The sequence below is a fragment of the Streptomyces yerevanensis genome (genome assembly GCF_000716805.1).
In the GTDB taxonomy this organism is placed as follows: domain Bacteria; phylum Actinomycetota; class Actinomycetes; order Streptomycetales; family Streptomycetaceae; genus Streptomyces; species Streptomyces flaveus.
Map to the genome: position 1 here is coordinate 116309 of NZ_JNWJ01000006.1, position 22040 is coordinate 138348.

Here is a 22040-nt window from a genome sequence, read left to right on the forward strand (position 1 = left end):
GGCCGAAATCGCTCGATGCACTGTACGGTGCGTCCAATCCGGGCAGCGGCCTGGCGGCGGGAGGAGCCTTGATGCTGAGCCCGTCTCTCGCGCAGGAGATCGCCGGGGACACCTCCGCGGTCATCGGCTTCAACGTGCTGATCACGGATGCGGAGGGCACGGTCATCGGCAGCGGCGACAGCAGCCGGGTCGGCACTTTTCACGAGGCGTCCGTCGAGGTGATCCGTACGAAGGAGCCCGCCACGCACAACACCTCGCAGGCTCTCCAACTGCGGGGAGTACGCCCCGGAGTCACCCTGCCGCTGGTCACGGACGGGCAGGCGGTGGGCACGGTCGGGATCACGGGCACGCCCGCCCAGGTACGCCGCTTCGGACTCCTGGTGAAGCGCCAGACGGAGATTCTGCTGCGGGAGTCGGTGATGCTGCGCTCCCGGCTGCTCGCCGAGCGGGCGGCCGAGAAACTGCTCGCCGACATCGCCTCGTACGACCCTCATGTCGTGGAAGGCGAGTTCCTGCTGTTCCGGGCCGCCGAGCTGGGTTTCGACCTGCGGCTTCGGCGGGTGGCGGTGGCGTTCGAAGTGACCGTGCCCGATGCGGGCGCCCGCCGTCAGGGGGCGCCGACCCGGGACATGGCGCTGATCCGCTCGGAACTGCTCCGCACGGTGCGCGAGGTCTTCGCCGATCCCCAGGACATCGTCGCCACCACGGCGCCCGGCTGGATCGGCGTACTGCACCGGCTACCGGCCAGACGTCCGGTGACGTCGCTGGTCGGCGACTGCCGCCGGGTCACCGACGTCATCGCCGCCCAGGACGGCCTCGCCGCCCGCGCCGGCATCGGCGAACCCGCCTCCTCGGTCGGCGACCTGCACGACTCCTACCAGGACGCCTGCGACGCGCTCCGCCTCGGCGCCCGGGTGACGGGAGGCTCCCCCGTCCACCTGATCACCGACCTCCGCGTCCACCAGGTCCTGGCGGCGGTGGGCCAGCCCGCCCGCAACCGCCTGCTGGCACTCACCGCCGCGGACCTGCGCACCCAGCCGGACTGGCCGGTACTCCGCGACACGATCACCGCCTGGTGCGAGAGCGGCTTCAACCTCGTACGGGCCTCCGCGGCCCTGCACATCCACCGCAACACCGTCGTCTACCGCATGAACAAGATCGAGCAGATCACCGGCCGTCCGCTGCGTGAGCACCGGACCACCATGGCTCTGTATCTGGCCTGTCTGGCCGACCAGTTGGGTAGCGGCGTACCCCGTGCCGGCGATTCCTAGGCCCGCAGCTCCGCGAGGCGCTCGAGGTCGTCCTGGACCGACTCCCGCTCCTGAGCGCTGAGTTGAACCGCGGCAGCCTCAGCGAGTGCGGATGTCGCAGTCTCTCCGTCACCCAGGCGCCCGGCGACATCCGCACGCAGTACGAGGAGGCGCAGCAGCTGCACGGGCGTGGGGCGCTCGTCCTCGAGACACAGCACCCGGTCGATGACCTTCGCGGCGGCAGCCGGATCCTCCTTCGAGTCCGCGAGGAGTGACGCGTGATGCAGGGCCCGCGCGAAGGTCTCCTTGGGCGCGGGCCGGTGGTGCTGGTCCTCACTTGTCGGCTGCCCGATCCGGATGCAGTTGCCGCCCGGATCGGTCACCAGGAACTGCCGCATGCCGTACGACATGTCCTTCAGCGCCCCGATGCGCGGCAGCCCGCGGGTCGGGATCTTCCCGTACGCCTCCTTGAGTCCGGTCCGGAAGGACTCATGCAGCCCGTCGACGTCATCGGTCAGTACGTAGCACGTGCTGTACGACTCGGTCGGCTCGTAGCGCTTCAGGCCGAAGAACTGCAGCTCGATGTCGCCACGCTCGACGACCGCGTACGGATTGGGGCTCGTCTGTTGGAAGGTCACCTCGAACCCGAGGGCGGTGTAGAAGTCGAGAACGGGCTGGATGGTCCGGCACGGCAGGATCGGAATGGTCTTCTCAGCCATACCCACCACTCTAGTCAAAGTTGAATAGGAGTGGGGAGATTATCTCGGTGCATTGATGACGCAGTTGACCGCGGAGGCGACGTCTTCAGCGACATGGGTGGGCCGGTACGAGTCCTGGGTCCACGGTCGGCCGCCCGGCACCCACACGCTGCGCAGACCGAGCGCGTTCGCGCCCGCGATGTCGGCGTGCGGTGAATCTCCGATCATCCAAGCGCCGACGAGGGATCCTTCGACGCCGGCCGCTGCCGCTCTGAAGATCTCCGGCCCGGGCTTTTTGTACCCGACTTCCTCGGAGACGGCCCAGCCGTGGACGAGTTGGTCGAGTCCGGTGTTGCGGATCTTCGCTTCTTGCTGCCTGGTACGGCCGTTTGTGACGATGACACAGGTCCAGCCGTCGGCCAGCGCCATACCCAGGGCCTCGCGTGAGGACTCCGTCAGCACGACGCGGTCGGCCGCGCCGTTGTCGAGCAGGGCGCGGATGGCGGTGCTGGGTGCCAAGGTCCCGTACCGGTCGGTCATGGCCGCCGCGACGTCCTGACGGGCGGTATAGCCGCTGGCGTCGAGGGTCATCACCCACGTGAGATCGGAATCAGGCAGGTCGTGATCGGCCAGGAACGCCTGGACAGCGAGACGGAAGGCCGCATCGCGGTCGACCAGAGTGTTGTCGAGGTCGAACATCAGCAGCGGCATGATCGGCAGTAGATCACGAGAGCGCCCGTCATTCATGATCTCCGGCCGGTCGGCTCCCCTGATCCTTCTGGACCAGGGCCGACGCGACGAGGCCGCGGCGGTGCTGCGCTCGATCCCGGACTCGCCGCGCGATCTGCTCCTCGAAGCACTGTGGTGCCTGATCGGGTGAGCAGCCGTCACGGTCCGCGACCGGGGCATGATGCACGTGCCCATGCTGAACTTACGCCCGCAGCACTAGGGTCTGTTGGGAAGTGCTGGTCATAGCTACTCGTTGAGGACTACGACCAGCATGGTCGTCTCGTAGCGGATGGCGAGCTTGTCGCGTCTCGGTCCGTCACGGATCGCCGCCGCTCGTGACGGCGCCGCTGGTGATCGCGCGACGGATGTCGCCCGTGGGTCAGATCTGGTTCTCGCCGCCGTCGACGTACAGGTTGGCTCCGAGGAGGAAGCTGCTCTGCTCGGAAGCGAGGAAAGCCACCACGTCGGCGACCTCGTTCGGGTGTCCGATCCGGCCCAGTGGGACAGCTGCGGCGAACTGTGACTTGGTGAGGGGCGTGTCTCCCGCGGCCACGGCGTCGAGTCCAGGAGTGTCGATGGTGCCCGGGGAGATCGCGTTGACCCGGATACCGCGGTCCTTGAGCTCGTTGGCCCAGGTCCGGGCGAAGGACCGTATCGCTGCCTTGGAGGCCGCATACGTGCCGAACGCCGCGACACCGTCATCGGCGCGCACCGAGGAGTTCAGGATCACCGACGCGCCGTCGTTGAGCAGCGGCAGCGCCTTCTGCACCGTGAACAACGTGCCCCGGACGTTGACGCCGAAAGTCTCCTCGAAGTGGTCCTCGGTGACCTGCTGCAGCGTCGCGAACGACGCGGTGCCGGCATTGGCGAACAACACGTCCAGGCCCCGGCCCCGGGCGCGGACCGTGTCGTAGAGCCGGTCCAGGTCGGCCAGGTCGGAGATATCACCCATCACCGCGGTGGCCCCTGCCGGGCCGATGGTCTCGACGGCCGCGTCCAGCACGTCCTTGCGCCGACCTGTGATGAACACGTGCGCGCCCTCGGCCGCCAGCCGAACGGCGGTGGCCAGGCCGATCCCGGTGCCGCCGCCGGTGACGACGGCAGTCTTGCCTTCCAGCTGTCCCATAACGATGACCTCCACAAAATTCAGTACCGATCGATACCGAAAAGGACCGTAGCACATCTGCACCGACCGGTACGGAAGAGGTATGATCGACCGCATGGAGACGCGACGGAAGGCACCGATCGGCCGACCGAGAGGCTTCGACACCGACCAAGCCCTTGAACAGGCCATGCGGGTCTTCTGGGAACAGGGCTACGAAGGCGCCAGCCTCACCGACCTGACCAGCGCCATGGGCATCACCCGCACCAGCATGTACGCGGCCTTCGGCAACAAGGAGGACCTGTTCCGCAAGGCCCTGGAGCGCTACACCGAAGGCCCCGCCTCGTACGGAGCGCGTGCCTTGCAGGAACCGACCGCCCGGCAGGTGGCCACCGCGTTCCTGAACGGCTCCGTCCGGGCCACCACCCGCCCCGGCTGCCCCACCGGATGCCTCGGCGTCCAGGGATCCCTCGCCGCCGGCGACCCGGGACGCAACGCCCGCGACGACCTCATCGCCTGGCGCAACGAGCACACCTCCCTCCTCCGCGACCGGTTCAAGCAAGCCGTCGACGAAGGCGACCTGCCCCCCGGCACCGATCCCGAACTACTCGCCCGCTACCTCATGACCGTGGCCAACGGCATCGCCGTCCAGGCCGCCAGCGGCACCACCCGCGACGACCTCCAGCAGGTGGCCGACATGGCCCTGCGAAGTTGGCCACCTGCCTGACGGCCCTGACGACCGAGTGCGCCGTCGATCAGCTGCCGCCGCGTCCACACCGGCGGACGGCCCGGTCCTGCGCCTCCGGAGCTAGTGCACACTCGCGGCAGGCCGCACCACGATCTCGTTCACGTCGACCTCGGCGGGTCGGCTGATGGCGAAGGCAATGGCGTCCGCGATCGCGGAGGCGGGGATGGCCACCGCGCGGTAGGCCTTCATGTCGTCACGGGCCCGCGGGTCGGAGATGGAGTCGGCGAGTTCGGACTCGGTGACGCCCGGGGAGACGACGCTGACCCGGATGTCACCGGGCGACTCCTGGCGCAGCCCTTCGGAGATCGCGCGTACGGCGAACTTGGTGGCGCAGTACACCGCGGCGGTGGGCACCACCTCGTACGCGCCGACCGACGCGACGTTCACGAACTGCCCGCCGCCCTGCTCCCGCATCACCGGCAGCGCAGCGGCGATGCCGTGGAGCACGCCACGGACGTTCACGTCGATCATCCGGTCCCACTCGTCGACCTTCAGTGCCGCGAGCGGGGAGAGCGGCATCACCCCGGCGTTGTTGACCATCACGTCCACCCGGCCCCAGCGATCGCGGGCGGCGGACACGAAGGCGCGTACATCGGCGGCGTCCGTGACATCCAGGGGCCGGTACGCCGCGCTGCCGCCCTCGGTGGTGATCTTCGAGACCAGCTCCTCCAGCCGGTCGGTGCGCCGCGCACCCAGGAGGAGACGGTGACCGTCGGCGGCCAGCCGCAGGGCCGTCGCCTCACCGATGCCGCTGCTCGCGCCGGTGACCAGTACCACCTTGGCCGTGTTCGTCATGCCTGCTTCTTCGTTCGTCATGCCTGCTTCTCCTGCCGGTGGAGGACGAGGTGCTCGTGGTAGAGCACGCCGTCGCGGATGTCGCCCGTCGCGGTGAACCCGGTGTCGTCGACGTAGTCCAGGTGACTGCCGGTCACCGTGTACCGGCCGGTGTACGCGCTGCGCCGGTCGCCGCGGGCTTCGTCGTAGCGGCCGTCGGGGCGCAGCTCCTGGCGTATGTAGCCGTCTGCGGTCACCCACATTCCGACCACGTCGACGTTGTCGTCGTCGGCGGTCCTGGCCATGGGGAACTCCTCTCGTCCGTCGTGCGGTTCTGCCCTGCGCCACCGAGTCTGGGCAGGTCGGAGACCGTCAACCAGGACGTGTGCTGCCTGGGTGCGGCACACCCAGGCAGCGCGCCGATCGGCCGCCTAGCCTGAGGTCATGGCTATGGCTGACAACCACTTGGGAGACTTCCTTCGCGCGCGGCGGGCGGGCCTGCGGCCGGAGGACGTCGGCATGACGAGCTACGGGGTCCGACGCGTCGCCGGGCTACGCCGTGAGGAGGTCGCCGTTCTCGCCGGGGTGAACGCCGACTACTACACCCGCCTGGAACAGGGCCGCGAACGCCACCCCTCCCCCCAAGTGCTGGATGCCCTCAGCCGCGCGCTGCGCCTCGATGCGGACGCCCGCACCCACCTGTTCCGGCTGGCCGGGACCATTCCGAGCGACCAGCCGTCCGTCCACGCCCCTGACAGGGTCGGTCCGGCGCTGCGCCAGCTGATGGACGGATACCCCAACACCCCGGCGTTCGTGATCAACCCGACGCTGGACATCATCGCCGCCAACGCCCTGACCGATGCCCTGTACTCCCCCTTCGAACCGGCGGACAACCTGGCCCGGATGGCGTTCCTCGATCCCGCCCATCGCACCTTCTACCCGGACTGGAACGGGACGGCCCAGGCCACCGTGGCCAATCTGCGTCAAGCAGCAGGACTCGACCCGGACAATCCCCGGCTACGCGAGCTCGTCCGCACCCTCACCGAGCACAGCGCGGACTTCACCCGCCTGTGGAACGCCCACACCGTGCGCGGCAAGACGCAGGACGCCAAGCGTTTCCTCCACCCGGACGTCGGTCAACTCGCCCTCACGTACCAGGCTTTCGACGTACGCGACGCTCCCGGCCAGCAACTCGTCATCTACCACGCCGAGCCAGGCAGCCCCAGCGCCCACGCCCTGGGCCTCCTCGGCTCCCTCCACGCCACCCGGCACCAGGCGGAGCACCGTCCCCACAGCTAGGCGCGGCGGCGCTGATGAGCTGTCATGGCCGAGTTACGGCGCGGTCTTCTGCCGAAGGCACGACCGTGTAGAAGAGCCGCTTCCAGGCCCCGGACCTGGTCAGGGCCAGTCCCAGGGGCTCCAGAACAGAATGGAGCCTGTCGAGCCGGGCGCGCAGGGCCGCACGGTTCAGGGGCTGTTCGGCGGTGCCGAGCAGTTGGCTCAGATCGTGGCAGCACCACGGTCGCCGGTCGCTGAGCAGCAGACGCAGGAGCAGTCTTTGCGAGCCGTGGTGGGGAAGCATCGAGGCGGGCGGGGAACACTGCTCGTGCGGCACGGGCCCGGCCGAGGCCAGCGAGCGCCGCTCCGTGGCCAGCCGTACGGCCAGTTCCTCGACCGGCATGTTTCGCGTCAGGACGTTGTCGGCTCCGGCGTCGAGGAGGTCGGCGGCATCGGTGCCTTCGGGCACGAGCGCTATGACGGGCGCCAGTCGGCGCAGCAGTCCGACGCGACGCTCGAGGCCTGGGCTCCACCGCTCGTCCGGTACGTCGAGAATCGCGAGCGACCGCGGCTGCGTCAGCAGCTCTTCGTAGGCGTGGTGCGATCCCCACGGGTGGACGAGCGGAGGGAGTAATCGTGCCCCGCGCAGGGCGCGCAGAAGGGGTCCGCTGCGGGATCGGTCGAGAGAAACGATGACGTAGGTCATGTCGCTGTTCACTCAGCGGGCGAGGGGGTCTCGGAGTGCCTTGGTGATGTCGGTGGCGCCACCGAAGGCAACGTTGTCAGAAGGCAGGCGCGCTGGTGGTCCAAGTTCAGGGTGGTCAGTGTCATGGTGTGCCGCTTCGGTCGACTGCGGGGCGCGTCCGCCGGTCCACGGACACGCAGAGCCTGCCATGTCCGAGTCAATATCCGGTCAACATTCGATCGACGCGTCCGGAAGTGGCGCACTTGTTACGAGGCCCTGCGGACTCCACGGCCGACTGGCCCGTACGGAAGGGGTGTTCGCTGCTGACCGGGGTGGGACCCCGGTCAGCAGCGAACACCGGTCAGGGTCGCTGTGTTCCCGCGTTACTCCCCGGGGCACTCCTTCCAGGCCAGGTGGTAGACGGTGCTGATGTCGCCGTCGGTGGAGTCCATGGTCATGAAGCTGGTGCTGCCGGGCGCGGAGGTTCCCGCGTTGACGCGCAGTTCGGTGTTGATGTTGAAGTTGCGCTGCACTCCGCAGGGCGCCCAGACCAGCTGTGCCCAGTCGGTGGTGTCGGTGGCCTGCCAGTTGTCGTTGTAGGGGCCGCGGAACGGATGGGTTCTGGACTCCGTGTTCGGCGATCCCTGGAAGTAGTACGAGGCCTTCTGGGTACTGCTCGCGCCCGGCTGGAGCGAGGCGAAGCCTCTGTAGTCGGCGCTGGCGACCGCGTAGGTGAAGCCCTGCGGTACGTGGACGATGAGGTTGAGCTGGCAGTTCTTGCGGAACGCGGTGGGACTGGCGCCGCCGCCCACCTGGGCGAGGTAGTCGCTGTACGTCACCGTGAAGGCGGTGTTGTCCTGCGAGACGGCCACGGCGGCCGTCCCCTGGGGGCAACCCGACCCGTTGACCGTGGCGACCTCGATCACGATCTTGTCCGGGGGCGGGTCGGTGATCGCGGAGGAGCTCTGCGGCGCGGGGAGCGCCGAGGCGAACAGCGCTGTGACCGCGCCGCTCAGAAGCAGTCCACCAGTCATCTTCTTCCAATCCGGTGCTTCGGTGGTCCGGGCGGTGCGGGCAGGTGCCGGCGCCGCCGGGGTTGGGGGGTGCGGTGTCCGCCTGCGCGGAGACCGTCGCTGACCAGGTGCGTCGGATGGAGCAGGGCGTGCGCATGCACACGTCTGGGCTCGTAGGTCATGGGCATGCCAAACACTGAAGCGCACTCACGACCTTGTGGAGGAGATGTGAAGGCCGTGAGCCATCGCGCATCGTATGGGGCCGCATGCCGGCCGCCTAGGGCGATCTCCGGCCATTCACGCCGGAGCGGCCAGGCGGGCCGGTTGCTCCCGCTCAGGTCCTGAGATCCCGGAGGCCCCCGCTCAAGCCCTGAGATCCGCGCGAGCCGCCGCGCTGACCACCCGGTCGCGTTCGCTCCGGGTGAGCAAGCCCTCGGAGAGCCATTCCCCGGCCAGGGCACGTACCGCACGGACGAACCGGCCGGACGTCGCGAACGGTGCCGGGTTCCACACCAGGTCGAGGAAGGTCGTACCGTCGCCGCGGTCACGGTTGGGCACGCCGGAGTCGGCCGAGCCGAACACGATGACGGGTTCGGACCGTTTGAAGTACGCGTGGTACTGGCTGTCGTCCCCGATGTGGAACGGTGCGAGGACCAGGCCGTGGGTCGTGAAGTGCATCGGCCTGCCCTCGGGCCGGACCGCGTCCGCCAGGTCACCGCGGAGCGTGAAGTCCTTGTAGAACGAGAACGAGCGGAACGTCGGCTCCGCGCTCCGGGCCACCAGCAGGACCGGCCCGTAGAACAGGGACTGCACGGCGGGATCGTCGGGAGCCTTCTCGATCCGCAGACCGAACGGCGCCGACACCCGGACGCGGTCCCCGCGCGTCCACCTCCGGCTCACCGTGAGATAGCTTCCCGGCACCGCGCGACCGGGCTGCCGTACGCCGTTGACGGTGACCGTGAAGCCCCGGGTGGCCCAGTCCGGGACGCGCAGCTTGAGATCGAGGCGCCCGCTTCCCTCCACCACGGTCAGCGTGCTCGCTCCCTCGTCCGGGAAGTCGCTCGTCTGCGAGACGACGAAGCCCTTCTCCGGCCACTCCAGGGTGGCGGCCAGGTACAGGTTGACGTACAGCGCCCTCCCGTCGGCGGAGCGGAAGTAGACCGAGTCCTGGTACTTGGTGTGGTTCTCCATTCCGGTACCGCCGCAGCAGGTTCCCGTGTTGCCGTAGTCGCGCCGTACTCCCGGCCCCATCCCGACGAAGTACGTGACCTCGGGGCTGCCGGTACTGCGGCTGTCCCGGCGGGAGGCGAGGATCTGGTTGGTCAGGGCCCGCTCGTAGTAATCCATGTAGGCCGGGTTCTGATCGTGGAAGAACAGATGCCGGCTCAGCTTGAGCATGTTGTACGTCGCGCAGGTCTCGGCGTTCTTGTCGTCGAGGGTGGCCGCGATCGCATCCCTGGCGCGGAACATCTCTCCCTGCCCGGTGCCGCCGAGGCTGTACGTACGCGGGCCGACGACCATCCCCCAGAAGTTGCGGGCCGCTTCGGCGTAGGTGTCCTCCCCGGTGTGGTCGAACAGCCGCAGGTAGCCGGTGAACTGGGGGATGTGCTGGTTGGCGTGTTTGCCCTCCAGGATGTCCCGGTCCTGCGAACAGGCCTCCAGCAGTGCCGTGTTGTCGAAGCAGCGGGCGGCGGCGAGATGCTCCGCGCGGCCGGTGAGGGCGTACAGGTCGGCCATCACCTCGTTCATCCCGCCGTACTCGCCGGCGATGTAGATGGACCACATCCGCTCCAGCTGCGCCTTCGGAAGGCGGCCGAGTCTGCTGTGCACCCAGTCGCCCATCTTCGAGGCGATCTCCAGGGCGCGTTCGTCGCCGGCCAGGGTGTGGGCGTCGAGAAGGCCCCTCATGATCTTGTGGCAGGTGTAGTACGGCGCCCAGATGGTCGGGTAGGTCGTGTAGCTCTCCAGCAGGATGAACTGCGTCTCCGGGTACGCGGCGAGATAGCCGGGGTGGCTCGGCCGCGGCGAGCCGTGCTCCGCCAGCGCCTCCTGGCACTCCCCGAGCGCCGTGACCAAGTAGTCCAGCTTGGCCTTGAGTTCGGCCTCGCGTGTGTCGGCGTAAGCCTGGGCGAGCAGGGTGAGGAAGTGGCCCCCGTAGTGGCCGCGCAGGTTGCCGTCGGAGGTCTCCCAGCCTCCTGGCGGCTGGGCACCGCGCGTGTCCAGCCCGGCGTTGGCCCGGAAGACGGCGAGGATCCGGTCCGCCGGATAGGCCCGCGCGTACTCCAGCATGAGGTCGCGCTTGCTGCGGAAGGTGCCTTCGCCCAGTCGCACGGCGTCCAGCGGGAACGGCCGCACCGTCCAGGTTTCCGGGACAGGCAGTGCGGAGCCGGTGGTACCCGTGGGGCCCCCGGGGTACGCGGCGGGTGCCGCGAGAGGGCCGGGCGCGGGAACGGCGGCGGTGGCGGTAGTGGCCGGTTCGAGCAGCGGAACGGCGGCCGCCGCGGCGGTGAGCCTCAGCAGGCGGCGGCGGGAAGGGAGCTGGGGCATGCTCGGTCTCCGATCGTCGACGGGCAGGGACAGTTCGGTGGCTGCGGATGGTCAGGGTGACGCACGCCCGGCCGAGCCGGGCGGCGGCGCCGTGACGGTGACCGTGGCCGTGGCACGGCGGTCGGTGCCCGCCACCGTTCCGCCGACCTCGAAGGTTCCCGGCTCGGCGTACTGGCCCGGTTCGACCGGATCCCAGGTGACGGGGACGCGGCTGTCCTTCGAGCCGTCGTTGTACGTCGCGACGACGGTCCCCGGCAGCCGGGGTGCCACCTCGGGCCGGGTCACCACCCGCTCACCGGCGATGCTGGTGATCTCGACCGCGTCGGTGAGCCGTACCCAGACGGTCGCCGTGACCGGCCTTGCGGACCGGTCCGCAAGGCCGGTGATCCGTACGCTCGTGCCGCCCTCCGCGACCTGGTCCTCCGCCAGGGCGGGCCAGGCGACGGGCGAACGGGCCGTGGACCCGTCGGCGTAGACCATCGTCACCTCGTCGGGCAGGTCGGGGATCGTCCCTCGTGGCGTCGGGACGTGCACCTCGCGGACGGACTCCGGGGTTTCGGCGTACACCTTCCATTCCTGTACGCCGACGGAGAGCCCGGGGTGTCCGGTCAGCCGGGCCCGCAGACCCGTCGTCGTGACCGGGGCGAAGGTGGTCCGGTTGTAGCTGTTCTCGGCGGTGCCGTAGCCGCTCGGCTGCCGGACCTCGCGCCACTCGTCGCCGTCCAGGTACTCGATCACCCATGAGGCCGGGACACCGACGCCGTCTCCCGCTCCGGGCTGCGCGTCCCGGAAGAAGTACAGGTCCGAGCCGTCGACGCGCACCGGGTCGTCCCAGGTGTACCGGACCCACTGGGTGCCCTCCTCCGGCCAGCTGCCCCAGCGCGGTGTGTCCGAGGACGAGGCCGGTTCCTTGCCGTCGTTGATCGCGGCGGCCGACTCCCAGCCGGAGGTGTAGGAGGCCGTGGGCGTCGCGAACGGAGCCACGTTGGCCTGCGTGCCGCCGGAAGGGCCCTCCGCCTTCACGACGACCTGCTTCACCGTCTGCTTCGCACCGTCCGTGGCGGTCAGTTGGAGGGTATAGGTGCCCGCCTCGGTGAACCGGGCGACGGTCGTCGGGGCCCCCGGGTCGTCGAGGATGACCGTGCCGCCCTCCGGGCCGTCGACCGTCTTCCACACGGAGGTGAGTTTCCGTGCGGGAAGTCCGTCGTCCTCGACGATCCCCGTCAGCCGGACCTGGCCGGGCCGGTGGTACGAGGTGTCCTGCCAGGCCTCGACGTACGGGGCCCGGTTCACCGAGGCGGGGACTCTCTCACCGGTGTCGAATGCCTGGATCTCCTTGAGGCCACTGCTGTGACCGTCCCTGTGGGTCAGCAGAACGCGCAGTCTCTGCGTCGTCACCTGCTCGAAGCGGACGTGATTGCGGTTGGCTCTCGGGTAGACCGGCGACTTGGCCGGCCCTGCCACGTCCTTCCATTCCGTACCGTTCCAGAACTGGACGGTGTACATGGCCGGTTCGGAGTATCCGCCCGGCTTTTTGTCGCTGTAGAAGTAGAGTTTGACGTCGTCGACTTTCCTCGGTCCGGCGAATTCGATCTCGTACCAGTCCTCTTCGGCTCCCGAGCCTCGCGCACCCCAGAAGGGTTCGTTGATGGTGAAGCCGTCGACGGCACCGGAGACTCCGCGCCCCTCGGCCTCGTGCGAGGCTCGCGCGGTCGCCCCGGAGGCGAGATTCTCCGCGTTCTTCTCAGGACCACTCAGGTCTCGTCCGGCCTTGGCGAAGAGATCGGTGACCCTTTCCTTCGAGCCGTACTCGACGTCCTGGGGCGCCTGGATGCGGGCCTTGTTGCTGGTACGCACCTTGGCGTCACCGCCGTCGGGGAATGTCACCTTGCCGGTGGCGGGGTCGTAGAGGAGGTGGGTGAGGGAGTCGACCGTGAAGGCGAGCCTGCCGTCGAGGTAGACGGAATAGCCCTCGGGCACCTGCTTCCCGTACGGCCTTTTCCCGTCGCCCGGTTCATCCCAGAGGACGGCCAGATTGCTGCCCCGGTAATTGATGTCCGTCACCGCGAAATGCGGCCAGTCGATGTCGATCGGCGAGAGCTCGATCTTCTTGTCGGAACGCGGCCTGAATCCCATTGCGTCCTCGATCACCGTCCAGTTGGTGGTGCCGAGGATGGTGTGGTGTATCCATGACCGGTACCCGATCTTCTGCGGGTCGGCGCTGCCGTCCGCCCAGAATTCGTTCTGGTCGGGCCAGCGGTTGTCACCGTCCACGTAGTGCGCCCAGGCGTTCCAGGAGAGCAGTTTCTTGTACCACTCGTTGTCGATGTACTTGTTCGGGTACTTCCGCAGCACCGAGGAGAGGAAGCGGAAGGCGACCGTGGAGTTGATGACCGAGAAGTTGTTGCTGCCCGGGTGTCCCTGTTCCGCGGCCTCAGCCTTGTCGGCCTGGTTGGCGGTGAAGAACGGGAAGACGGGGTACTGCTTCGCGTCGGCCCACAGCCGCAGGGCTTCGAGGTACTGGGGATCCTCGTCCGAGGTGGGCATCAACCCGACGCTGTACGGATAGTAGTTGTTGATCTCTTTCCACGGCACGAGGGAGTCCGAGGCCACGTGCCGGTGCTTGAGGAGTTTGTCCTTCGGGTCCCAGAGGTGCTCCAGAACCGCCTTCTTCACCCGGTCCGCGATTCCCCGCATCCCGTCGGCCTTTTCGGTCTCACCGAGCAGGTCGTAGGCGCGGGCGGCCGCCGAGGCGTTGCTGAACACATATGCCGATTCAGCGCGGTCCAGATTTCCGGGCTTCCAGTCGAACGACACCGCGTCGGCGTCGTTCCCGGTCATGGCGCCCCAGTCGTACTCGATCAGTCCGTTGCCGTCGTTGTCGTAGTCGGCCAGTTGACCGCGGACGTCCTTCTCGGCGTACCGGGCCAGATTGCGCACGATGCCGTCCGGCCCGCCGTGCACCTGGTAGGAACGCCAGGCGGCCTCGGAGATGTACTGGGTGTAGCTGTTCGACCAGTTCTCGGGATCACCGGGGTTGTCGGTGTACTTGCTGTTCTTCGACACCTCTCCCGCCGATACCCAGGGCCCGTACGAATAGCTCGGGTCGCGCAGGTATTTGAGGTCGTCGACGAACATGCCGACGGTGAGGGCGATCGCGTTGTTGTAGCCGAGGACGCCTTCCATGGAGGTGGGGAACTGGTAGTCGTTGCCCGGGATGTCGGCATCGAGGAAGTTGTAACGCAGCAGCCACCAGCGGTAGTAGAGCGTCTTCTCGATGTTGTCGTCCGGGACGTCCATATAGGGCAGGTTCTCAGCCCACCAGCGGTTGTATTCTCTGACGTGGTCGCGGAAGGCGTTTTTTGGGGAAGCGGCCCGCACGGAGTCGTACGCGGTCCGTGAATCGCCGATCTCCTCGGTGACGAAGCCCAGTTGGACCTTGACCGTGACGGTGCCGCCGGCCGGTACGGTCACCGAGCGCGTCAGTGCCTCGCCCTTGCCCTCTCCCTCGCTCTCGGGTTTCATCCCGTCGCCCGAGAGCCGCGGAAAGACCGTCGTGAGGTTGTTCTTCGCCGCGACCGTGCCGGTGAGTTCGGCGCCGTCGGGGGTGGTGGTGTATGGGGACATGGCGCGCAGCGTGAAGGTGCGGGACTGCGAACCGGAGTTGGTGAGCGCCAGGTTCGTCACGGCGGCATTGGCGTCGGTGATGAACTTCGTCTGGGTCAGTTTCAGACCGGTGGTCTCGTGGGCGAATGCGCTGCGCCAGTAACTCGGCGTCTGTTTCCTGGCGTCCACGTTCTCTCGGAGGGCGATGTTCTCGCCGTCCGCCGCCACGGTGACGGTGTACGCGGAGCGGTTGTCGATGCTCTCCCAGTACGCGGCGTTGCCCGCGAAACCGAGCTTCGTGGGGTCGTGTTCCTTCATGAACACGGCTCGGCCCCGGGTGAACAGCCATGTGCCCGCGGGATCCTGGCCTTCGCGGGCCAGCATCCGGTCCATCCAGAAGTCGGTGCCGTCGCCGCGCCGCAGATCGGCTCGGTACTGGGCACGCATGGTCTCGTTGACGATGAAGCCCGCGGGTAATTCGGGGACGGGGTTCTCCGCTCCGGAGAACACGGGGTAGCCGATGGCGTCGTTGTCTGCGTGGGCAGGGACGACGGCGGCCGGCGTGGCCACCAATGCCAGGGCGAGCGTCAGGGCTCCGGCGAGGAAACCTCGGCCGCGCTGTCTTAAACGGCTGTGCGGTCTGTGCTCTCTTCGAGGTTCGTGCACGACTGCCTCCCTGTGGGGGTGGTGCTGTCGGGGTCCGCCGTGGGCAGCCACACCCGCATGGTCGAAGGTCCTCTGTTCCCCCAGGAGTGGTAGGGAACGAGGACGATCTCCGTACGGTCGGCTGCGGTCGTACGACGTGGGGGGTGACTGTGCGGCTCGTACGGCCATGACGCGTCGCGCTGTTCATTCCGGTCGTCCGTCCCGGTCAGCTCACCGGCGACCAGCACCGTGGCGGGTCTGTAGCCGCCGCGCCCTCCGTCCAACCGTTCCCGTGGCTGTGAGCGCGGATCCACCCGTACCGCGTCCACGTCCCGCCCGCCGGGCAGATCCGTGGACTCCACGCAGTACACCAGCGGCCCGCGCTGGACCGCCAGCGTGCCGCGGACCGCGTCGATCCGTGGATCGGCACGGATCCAGCGGGGCGCGAGGGGCAGTTCCAGCCGGACCTGGTCGCCCGCCCGGAAAGCCCGGGTGACCTCGACCGACCCTGGGGCGGCCGGGCGGCGTACCCCGTCGGGGTCCGTCAGCCAGGCCGTGGCGCCCGCCGTCCACGCGGGGACGCGTAACGACAGCGTCCAAGGGCGATGGTCCGGGGAACGGGTGACCCGTACGGTGACCACTCCCCCGGCCGGGTAGTCGGTGCGGACACGGAGCCCGATCACGCGGCCGTCGTCGAGCGTGGTGGCGATCTCGGCGTCGGCGTACTGGTGCAGTTGGACGCCGTGTTCGTCGGCCGTGGCCAGATACCCGGACAGCTGGGCGAGGGTACGTGCCACATTGGTCGGGCAGCACGAGACCGCGAACCAGGGGGCGCGCAGGCCGGAGTCGGCGCGCGGACTGTCGGTGTCGGTTCTGGATACTGTGCCCCGACCGCGCCGGTGGAGGGTGTTGGTGTAGAAGAAGGCGCGGCCGTCCTCGGACGGGGAGGCCGCGATCACGTTGAACAGGGTGCGCTCGGCCAGGTCGGCGAAGCGTGGCTCGCCGGTGGCGAGAAGCAGCCGCCAGCAGAGCATCACCGAGGCGACGCCCGCGCACGTCTCGGAGTACGCGCGGTCCGGGGGCAGGACGAAGTCCTCGCCGAAGGACTCGTCCCGGTGGTGCGACCCCATGCCGCCGGTCAGATACGTCCGCCGCGCGACCGTCGTCTCCCACTGCCGTACGACCGCGGCGAGCAGTTCCTCGTCGCCGGTCTCGACGGCCACGTCGACGGCACCGGCGGCGAGGTAGAGGGCGCGGACGGCGTGGCCGCGCAGCACCTTCGCCTCTCGTACCGGTAAGTCGTCCTGGTAGTACGCGCGGCCGAACTCGATGTCGGCGAGCGTGCCGTGGCCGCGCCGCGCGACGAAGAGCGCGGCCTGGTCGAGATAGCGCTGCTCGCCGGTGAGCCGGGCCAGTTCCACCAGTGCCGTCTCGATCTCCGGGTGGCCGCAGACCCGTTCGATGCCGCCCGTGCCGAAGGTGGCGCAGACGTGGTCGGCGGCGCGTCGCGCGGTCTTGGTCAGCTCGCCCTCGCCGCGTGCTCTGCTCTGCGCCACGCCGGCCTGGATGAGATGGCCGTAGCAGTACAGTTCGTGGCCCCATTCGAGGTCGCTGTACCGGGGTGGCTGTCCCGGGCGGCCGTAGGCGGTGTTGAGGTAGCCGTCCGGTTCCTGGGCGGGGGCGATGGCGTCGGTGAGTTCGGCGATCGCCGCGTCCAGGGTGGGATCGGCGCGGCGCCCGGTCTCCCAGGCCATCGCTTCGAGCAGCTTGTAGACGTCGGAGTCGGCGAACTCCCGGCCCCGCCGGTCGCGGTCGATCCGGCCGTGCACGGCGGTCCGGAAGTTGCCGGTCCAGCCGACGCGTTCCATCCAGTCGCGGCAGTGGTGCAGCGTGGCCTCGGCGTTGACCTGCTGCCGCCGGCCCCAGAAGCCGCCGATGATCCTCACCTCGTCGAGGCCGAGCGGCCGTAACCGGCTCCGGCCGCGGCCCGGCGCCACCGGCACGATGGGTGACCGTGTCATGTTGGCCTGTTCCCCCTCACCTGTTCATGCCTTCGGGTCATCCCTTCAGTGCGCCGGACATGAAGCCGCGCATGTAGTGCCGTTGCAGGAGCAGGAAGAGGAGGAGGCAGGGGACGGCCAGGACGACCACTCCCGCCTCGGTCGCCCCGTAGTCGACGGCCCCCATGCTCTGCTGCCTCAGATTGGCGATGGCCAGTGGCAGTGGTGCCTTCTCGCTGTCCGAGATGAGGATCAGCGGGGCGATGAAGTCGTTCCACGCCGCGAGGAAGGCGAAGAGTCCCACGGTGATCAGTCCTGGCCGGACCGCGGGGAGCAGGATCCGCCGGAGCGCGCCCGATGTTCCGCAGCCGTCGACGAGGGCTGACTCCTCCAGTTCTCGGGGCACGGCCTCGAAGGAGATCCGCATCATGAAGGTGGCGAACGGCAGTTGGAACATGGCGAGCACCAGGCTGAGCCCGATGAGCGAGTTCTGCAGGTGGAGTCTGCCGAGCAGCACATAGAGCGGGATGAGCAGCGTGGCGTACGGGACCATGAGGATGGCCAGGGTCAGCAGGAAGAGGAGGTTCTTGCCGGGGAAGTCGAAGCGGGCGAAGGCGTAGCCGCCCAGCAGTGACACCCCCAGCGTGAGCGCGACCGTGAGTGCCGAGACGATCGTGCTGTTGAGCAGGTAGCGCCACAGGCCTGCGTCGTAGTCGAGCAGGGTGCGGTAGTTGCCGAATCCGTAGCCGGACTCCTGTGCGGTGCCGGGCTGTCCGCTGACCGAGGCCCAGGCGTTCCACACCAGCGGGAAGAGGAAGATGACGGCCAGGCCGCCGGCGAGGACGTAGTACGGGGTGCGGCTGAGGGTGTTCTTGAGTCCCATGGTCTCCGTTCTCATGGCTTCTCCGGTGGCTCCGCTCATGACTCGTCCGCGCGGCGCAGGCCGCGGAACTGCAGGACGTTGAGCAGGAGCAGCACGGCCAGCACGATGATCGAGAGCGCCGCGGCGGTGCCGAGGTCCAGCCGCTGGAACGCCTCGCGGTAGATGAGCTGGACGATGGTGACGGTGCTGTTGTCCGGTCCGCCCTTGGTGAGGATGAAGAACTGGTCGAAGGCGAGTAGCGAGCCGGTCGCGCACAGCAGCAGCGTCAGCGCGAGGGAGGGCCGCAGCAGGGGCAGGGTGATACGGCGGAATATCTGCCACCGGTCCGCGCCGTCCATCCGCGCCGCCTCGTACACCTCGTGCGGGATGCGCTGGAGGCCGACGAGCAGGATCAGCATGTAGAACCCGGCGAACTTCCAGACGACGAGGAACACCGTCGACAGCAGGGCCGAGGTCGGTGCGCCCAGGAAGGAGACCGGTTCGTCGACCAGGCCGAGTCCTTCGAGGAGGGGACTGAGCGGGCCGGTGGTGGGACTGTAGAGACCCCAGAACAACAGGGACGCGGAGGCCAGTCCGAGGGCGCCGGGCAGGAAGTAGACCGTACGGAAGAAGCCGACGCCCGGCCGGTGTTCCTGGACCAGGAGGGCCAGCAGGAGTGCCAGGCCGAGGAGGATGACGGTGACGATCACGGTGTAGAGCAGGGTGAAGCGGACCGCCGGCCAGAACAGAGTGCTGTCGGTGATGTCCGTGTAGTTCTCGGGGGCGTTGCCGCCCCGGTTCCCGGCGAGGAGCGGCCAGTCGCTGACCGACATCTGTCCGACGAGCAGCAGGGGCAGCAGGAAGAACACCGTGACGAACGCGGCGGTGGGGGCGGCGTAACCGAGGCCCTTGACCTTGCGGGACCGCCACCACGGGCCTCCGGCCTGGTGGGGTGGGTGGGGGCGGGCGGCGCGCCGCGTGCGGCTGGTGGACGCCGCGTGGCGTCCGGCCGCCGCCTCGTCTGCCACCTGTGGCTGCATGGCTCTCCTCTGCCGTCGTCCGCGGGGGGGCGCTCGTACGGAAACTGCGGGTGCTTTGTGGCTGGGCGCTCCCCCACTCTCGAATTCGCTCGAGCGGGGGGACCCCCATCGCGGCGGAGCCGCAAATTGACACCGCCCCGCGCCCCTTACGGGGCGCGGTAGTTGGACTTGCTCAGGTGATGGACTGGGTCAGTCCGCCAGGGAGGCTGTGACCGCCTCGTTGTCCTTGTCCAGTGACGAGCCGTCCTTGAAGACGGCGTTGCGCATCAGGGTCAGCCAGGGGCCGTTGGGGTCGTTGAAGGTCTGGCCGAACTTCAGGGCGTAGGGGGTTCGGCCGTCCTTGACGAGCTCGTTGATCGTCACGAGCCGCGGGTCGGCGTCCGAGTGCTTGTTGGACGCCAGGTCCGTGCGTGCCACGACGTCCTTGTTCGCGGCGACGACATCGACCTGGGCCTTCTCGCCCAGGGACCAGGCGAGGAAGTTCCAGGACTGGTCGGCCGACTTGCTGGTGGCGGAGATGCCGATGGCGTCGCCGCCCACGAACGTCGACTTGCCGCCGTCGGGGCCGGGGATCGGGGCGACACCGAGGTCGAGGTCCTTGGGCATCAGGCCCAGGGTCGTCGACGGCATGGGCATCACGCCGGTCTTCCCCTTCGGGAAGACGCCGGTCCAGGTGGTGCCGGTCTCGTCGCGTGCGCCCGGGGCCACGATGTCGTCGTTCACCCAGCCGCGATAGGTCTCGTACACCTTCTTGGCGGTGTCGGAGGCGAGAGTCGCCTTCGTCCCGTCCTCGTTCAGGACGTCGTCTCCCGCCGCCCAGATCGACGGCCACCAGGTGAAGACCCCGCAGCCGCCGCAGTTGCCGCCGAAGAAGGTGCCGTTGACGCCTCCTCCGAGCGCGTCGACAGCTCGCGCGTGTTTGTCCCACTCGGCGAGGGTGGTGGGTGGCTTCTCCGGATCGAGTTCGGCCCGCCTGTAGAGATCCTTGTTGTAGAAGAGGACCGACAGATCGAGGGTGTGCGGGACGACGTACTTCTTGTCCTCGTACGTACCGGCCTTGATGTGCGACTGGGCGAGCTGATCGGCGAAGGGCAGGGCGTCGACGCGTTCGGTGAGATCGGCGAAGAGGCCGCTGGACGTGTAGTTGGGCACGAACACGACGTCCGAGGCGAAGAGGTCCGGCAGGTCACGCGATCCCGCCGCGGCACCGACCTTGGCCTGGTAGTCGTCGGTGGGGATGACGGTCAGTTCGATCCGGTTCTTGTGACTGGCGTTGTAGGCCTTCACCAGGGCCTCGCTCTGTGGCCGGGTGGCGGCGCGGGTCCACATCGTCAGTGTCGTCCCGTCGTCGACACCGGTGGCGGTCGCCGCGCCGCCGCCCTCTCCCCCTCCCCCGTCGTCCCCCGACCCGCAGGCCGTGACCAGACCCGTCGCGACGAGCAGTGCGAGCGCGGTGACGCCGAGACGAGCGGCGTTCCGACGCGGTCCGGCTGTTCTCCCCATGGTCGATCCCCCTTGTATGGCGGCCGACGGGCGGGCCGGCCGGTCCTCCGGGACGGTGAATGTGGGACTGGCTGCGCTACTGACTCCGCGACGAAAAGGGCCGAAAAGGTTTTCTGGAACGCTATGACCGCCCTGATGGCTCGTCAATCCCCTTGCAACACATGGACTGAGTCCTTTGCGCCACCGCTTGAAGACCACGTCCGAAATCGATCGAGTACTGTTTTCCGCACGGCATACGACCTCGGACGCGTCGGCACCCGGCGGTGTGGTCGCCCTCGGGACGAGTACGGCCCGTGCGGCGCGTACCGCACGCGACGGGACAGGAGAACCTCACATGGCGCAGGCCACCGGCCCCTCTCGTCCGCAACCGGCCACCCTCGGCGATGTCGCCCGGCTCGCGGGGGTGTCCATCGCGACCGCGTCCAAGGCACTCAACGGCCGCAGCCAGGTGCGCGCCGAGACGCGGGAGCGGGTGATCGAGGCGGCCGAGCGGCTGTCGTTCCGGCCGAACCAGCTCGCCCGGAGCCTGCTCGCCGGCCGCACCGGCACGGTCGGCCTGCTGACCAGCGACCTCGAAGGCCGGTTCAGCATTCCGATCCTCATGGGTGCCGAGGACGCCTTCGGCGCGGGCGAGGTCGCGGTGTTCCTGTGCGACGCCCGCGGTGACGCGATCCGGGAGCGGCACCACGTACGCGCGCTGCTCAGCCGCCGGGTCGACGGCCTGATCGTGGTGGGCAGCCGTACCGACCCGCGTCCGTCACTGGGCCGCGATCTGCCCGTGCCGGTGGTCTACGCCTACGCTCCTTCAGAGGACCCGTCGGATCTCTCGATCGTCCCGGACAGCGTGGGCGCGGGCCGTATCGCGGTGGAACACCTCCTCGCCTGCGGGCGTACCCGGATCGCCCACATCACGGGGGATCCCGGTTACTGCGCGGCGCGCGAGCGCGCCGAGGGGGCCCTGGCGGCGCTCGCCGAGGCGGGGCTCGAGCCCGTGGGCGAGCCGCGTTTCGGTTCCTGGTCGGAGGGCTGGGGACGGACGGCCACCGCGATGCTGCTCGACCGGCGCCACGAGGTGGACGCCGTCCTGTGCGGCAGTGACCAGATCGCCCGCGGGGTGATGGACGTGCTGCGTGAGCGCGGGCACCGGGTGCCGGAGGACGTCGCGGTCATGGGATTCGACAACTGGAAGATTCTTACTTCTGCGGCGCGTCCCCCGCTGACCAGTGTCGACATGAATCTCGAAGAGGTCGGTCGGGCGGCCGCGCAGGCGGTGTTCGCCGCGCTCGCCGGATCGCCGCGCTCCGGGATCGAACAGCAGGGCGGTCGGGTCATCATCAGGGGCTCCACGGCGCCGCTCTCCTGACTGAGGGCCTCACCCCTCCCGCGTACGCGAAGTGTCGGTGACCGTAAGGGTGTTCAGTCTCTTGCTGCACGCATCTTGACGCGTTCAGCATGGTCGATCTCATAATGTCGCGTCCACATATCTAAACTTCGTTTCTTCTTGTGGACGAAGCTCGAACAGCCCGGAGGATCAGTGGCCGGTCCACGCTTATCGCACAC

The 22040-nt window shown here is 68.7% G+C and carries 18 protein-coding genes; 5 read left to right on the forward strand and 13 right to left on the reverse strand.

Going from position 1 to position 22040, the window contains the following annotated elements:
• The first annotated feature begins 71 nt into the window (after positions 1-71).
• On the forward strand, positions 72-1271 hold the full coding sequence (locus OP79_RS07805) for a CdaR family transcriptional regulator (protein WP_033319262.1): 1200 nt from the start codon (positions 72-74) through the stop codon (positions 1269-1271).
• On the opposite strand, the gene OP79_RS07810 is transcribed toward OP79_RS07805, so the two are convergent.
• Positions 1268-1969 carry a bleomycin resistance protein gene (locus OP79_RS07810; RefSeq protein WP_033319263.1) on the reverse strand — a complete coding sequence of 234 codons (702 nt, stop codon included), beginning with the start codon at positions 1967-1969 and terminating at the stop codon, positions 1268-1270. The genes OP79_RS07805 and OP79_RS07810 overlap by 4 nt on opposite strands.
• Before the next feature lie 39 nt (positions 1970-2008).
• Positions 2009-2659 (reverse strand): HAD family hydrolase, encoded by a 651-nt coding sequence (locus tag OP79_RS07815; RefSeq protein WP_033319264.1) that lies wholly within the window; start codon positions 2657-2659, stop codon positions 2009-2011.
• On the opposite strand from OP79_RS07815, the gene OP79_RS55205 reads away from it, so the two are divergent.
• The gene (locus OP79_RS55205) at positions 2658-2828 is read left to right on the forward strand and encodes a hypothetical protein (RefSeq protein ID WP_157857287.1); all 171 of its coding nucleotides are present in this window, start codon (positions 2658-2660) and stop codon (positions 2826-2828) included. The genes OP79_RS07815 and OP79_RS55205 overlap by 2 nt on opposite strands.
• Before the next feature lie 228 nt (positions 2829-3056).
• Here OP79_RS55205 and OP79_RS07820 read toward each other — a convergent pair whose 3' ends face one another.
• A complete protein-coding gene (locus OP79_RS07820; protein ID WP_033319265.1) occupies positions 3057-3803 on the reverse strand; it encodes an SDR family NAD(P)-dependent oxidoreductase in 747 nt (248 codons plus the stop codon).
• Positions 3804-3897: 94 nt separating this feature from the next.
• Between OP79_RS07820 and OP79_RS07825 the strand changes: the two genes are divergently transcribed.
• Positions 3898-4506 carry a TetR/AcrR family transcriptional regulator gene (locus OP79_RS07825; protein ID WP_033319396.1) on the forward strand — a complete coding sequence of 203 codons (609 nt, stop codon included), beginning with the start codon at positions 3898-3900 and terminating at the stop codon, positions 4504-4506.
• A gap of 81 nt (positions 4507-4587) precedes the next feature.
• Here the strand turns inward: OP79_RS07825 and OP79_RS07830 are convergent, their stop codons facing one another.
• Together OP79_RS07830 and OP79_RS07835 are read right to left on the reverse strand one after the other, a co-directional pair.
• A complete protein-coding gene (locus OP79_RS07830) occupies positions 4588-5322 on the reverse strand; it encodes an SDR family oxidoreductase (protein WP_033319397.1) in 735 nt (244 codons plus the stop codon).
• A 17-nt stretch (positions 5323-5339) separates the two neighbouring features.
• Positions 5340-5606, reverse strand: coding sequence for an Atu4866 domain-containing protein (locus OP79_RS07835; protein ID WP_033319266.1), 267 nt, complete (start codon positions 5604-5606; stop codon positions 5340-5342).
• 145 nt (positions 5607-5751) lie between these two features.
• On the opposite strand from OP79_RS07835, the gene OP79_RS07840 reads away from it, so the two are divergent.
• Complete coding sequence (locus OP79_RS07840; RefSeq protein WP_033319267.1) at positions 5752-6600, forward strand: helix-turn-helix transcriptional regulator; 849 nt, start codon at positions 5752-5754, stop codon at positions 6598-6600.
• Between the two features lie 22 nt (positions 6601-6622).
• Here OP79_RS07840 and OP79_RS07845 read toward each other — a convergent pair whose 3' ends face one another.
• The 8 genes from OP79_RS07845 to OP79_RS07880 all read right to left on the reverse strand — a co-directional run bounded on the left by OP79_RS07845 (position 6623) and on the right by OP79_RS07880 (position 20480).
• On the reverse strand, positions 6623-7285 hold the full coding sequence (locus OP79_RS07845) for a response regulator (RefSeq protein ID WP_033319268.1): 663 nt from the start codon (positions 7283-7285) through the stop codon (positions 6623-6625).
• A 362-nt stretch (positions 7286-7647) separates the two neighbouring features.
• Positions 7648-8298, reverse strand: coding sequence for a DUF4360 domain-containing protein (locus OP79_RS07850; protein ID WP_033319269.1), 651 nt, complete (start codon positions 8296-8298; stop codon positions 7648-7650).
• Between the two features lie 342 nt (positions 8299-8640).
• The gene (locus OP79_RS07855) at positions 8641-10824 is read right to left on the reverse strand and encodes a glycoside hydrolase family 127 protein (RefSeq protein WP_106972319.1); all 2184 of its coding nucleotides are present in this window, start codon (positions 10822-10824) and stop codon (positions 8641-8643) included.
• Between the two features lie 51 nt (positions 10825-10875).
• Positions 10876-15000, reverse strand: a complete 4125-nt coding sequence (locus OP79_RS07860; RefSeq protein ID WP_051744491.1) for an Ig-like domain-containing protein — start codon at positions 14998-15000, stop codon at positions 10876-10878.
• A gap of 53 nt (positions 15001-15053) precedes the next feature.
• A complete protein-coding gene (locus OP79_RS07865; RefSeq protein WP_051744492.1) occupies positions 15054-17096 on the reverse strand; it encodes a glycoside hydrolase family 127 protein in 2043 nt (680 codons plus the stop codon).
• Positions 17097-17133: 37 nt separating this feature from the next.
• Positions 17134-17973, reverse strand: coding sequence for a carbohydrate ABC transporter permease (locus OP79_RS07870; protein ID WP_245685243.1), 840 nt, complete (start codon positions 17971-17973; stop codon positions 17134-17136).
• 20 nt (positions 17974-17993) lie between these two features.
• Positions 17994-18977, reverse strand: coding sequence for a carbohydrate ABC transporter permease (locus OP79_RS07875; protein ID WP_033319271.1), 984 nt, complete (start codon positions 18975-18977; stop codon positions 17994-17996).
• A gap of 189 nt (positions 18978-19166) precedes the next feature.
• Positions 19167-20480: an ABC transporter substrate-binding protein gene (locus OP79_RS07880; RefSeq protein WP_033319272.1), complete on the reverse strand. Its 1314-nt coding sequence runs from the start codon at positions 20478-20480 to the stop codon at positions 19167-19169.
• 334 nt (positions 20481-20814) lie between these two features.
• Here OP79_RS07880 and OP79_RS07885 point away from each other — a divergent pair, with 334 nt between their 5' ends.
• Complete coding sequence (locus OP79_RS07885; protein WP_033319273.1) at positions 20815-21843, forward strand: LacI family DNA-binding transcriptional regulator; 1029 nt, start codon at positions 20815-20817, stop codon at positions 21841-21843.
• Positions 21844-22040 lie beyond the last annotated feature (197 nt).

Bases quoted from the DNA above. Each gene is read 5' to 3' on its own strand.
- OP79_RS07805 (WP_033319262.1), top strand. From the start codon at position 72: ATGCTGAGCCCGTCTCTCGCGCAGGAGATCGCCGGGGACACCTCCGCG.
- OP79_RS07810 (WP_033319263.1), bottom strand. From the start codon at position 1,969: ATGGCTGAGAAGACCATTCCGATCCTGCCGTGCCGGACCATCCAGCCC.
- OP79_RS55205 (WP_157857287.1), top strand. From the start codon at position 2,658: ATGATCGGCAGTAGATCACGAGAGCGCCCGTCATTCATGATCTCCGGC.
- OP79_RS07815 (WP_033319264.1), bottom strand. From the start codon at position 2,659: ATGCCGCTGCTGATGTTCGACCTCGACAACACTCTGGTCGACCGCGAT.
- OP79_RS07820 (WP_033319265.1), bottom strand. From the start codon at position 3,803: ATGGGACAGCTGGAAGGCAAGACTGCCGTCGTCACCGGCGGCGGCACC.
- OP79_RS07825 (WP_033319396.1), top strand. From the start codon at position 3,898: ATGGAGACGCGACGGAAGGCACCGATCGGCCGACCGAGAGGCTTCGAC.
- OP79_RS07830 (WP_033319397.1), bottom strand. From the start codon at position 5,322: ATGACGAACACGGCCAAGGTGGTACTGGTCACCGGCGCGAGCAGCGGC.
- OP79_RS07835 (WP_033319266.1), bottom strand. From the start codon at position 5,606: ATGGCCAGGACCGCCGACGACGACAACGTCGACGTGGTCGGAATGTGG.
- OP79_RS07840 (WP_033319267.1), top strand. From the start codon at position 5,752: ATGGCTGACAACCACTTGGGAGACTTCCTTCGCGCGCGGCGGGCGGGC.
- OP79_RS07845 (WP_033319268.1), bottom strand. From the start codon at position 7,285: ATGACCTACGTCATCGTTTCTCTCGACCGATCCCGCAGCGGACCCCTT.
- OP79_RS07850 (WP_033319269.1), bottom strand. From the start codon at position 8,298: ATGACTGGTGGACTGCTTCTGAGCGGCGCGGTCACAGCGCTGTTCGCC.
- OP79_RS07855 (WP_106972319.1), bottom strand. From the start codon at position 10,824: ATGCCCCAGCTCCCTTCCCGCCGCCGCCTGCTGAGGCTCACCGCCGCG.
- OP79_RS07865 (WP_051744492.1), bottom strand. From the start codon at position 17,096: ATGACACGGTCACCCATCGTGCCGGTGGCGCCGGGCCGCGGCCGGAGC.
- OP79_RS07870 (WP_245685243.1), bottom strand. From the start codon at position 17,973: ATGAGAACGGAGACCATGGGACTCAAGAACACCCTCAGCCGCACCCCG.
- OP79_RS07875 (WP_033319271.1), bottom strand. From the start codon at position 18,977: ATGCAGCCACAGGTGGCAGACGAGGCGGCGGCCGGACGCCACGCGGCG.
- OP79_RS07880 (WP_033319272.1), bottom strand. From the start codon at position 20,480: ATGGGGAGAACAGCCGGACCGCGTCGGAACGCCGCTCGTCTCGGCGTC.
- OP79_RS07885 (WP_033319273.1), top strand. From the start codon at position 20,815: ATGGCGCAGGCCACCGGCCCCTCTCGTCCGCAACCGGCCACCCTCGGC.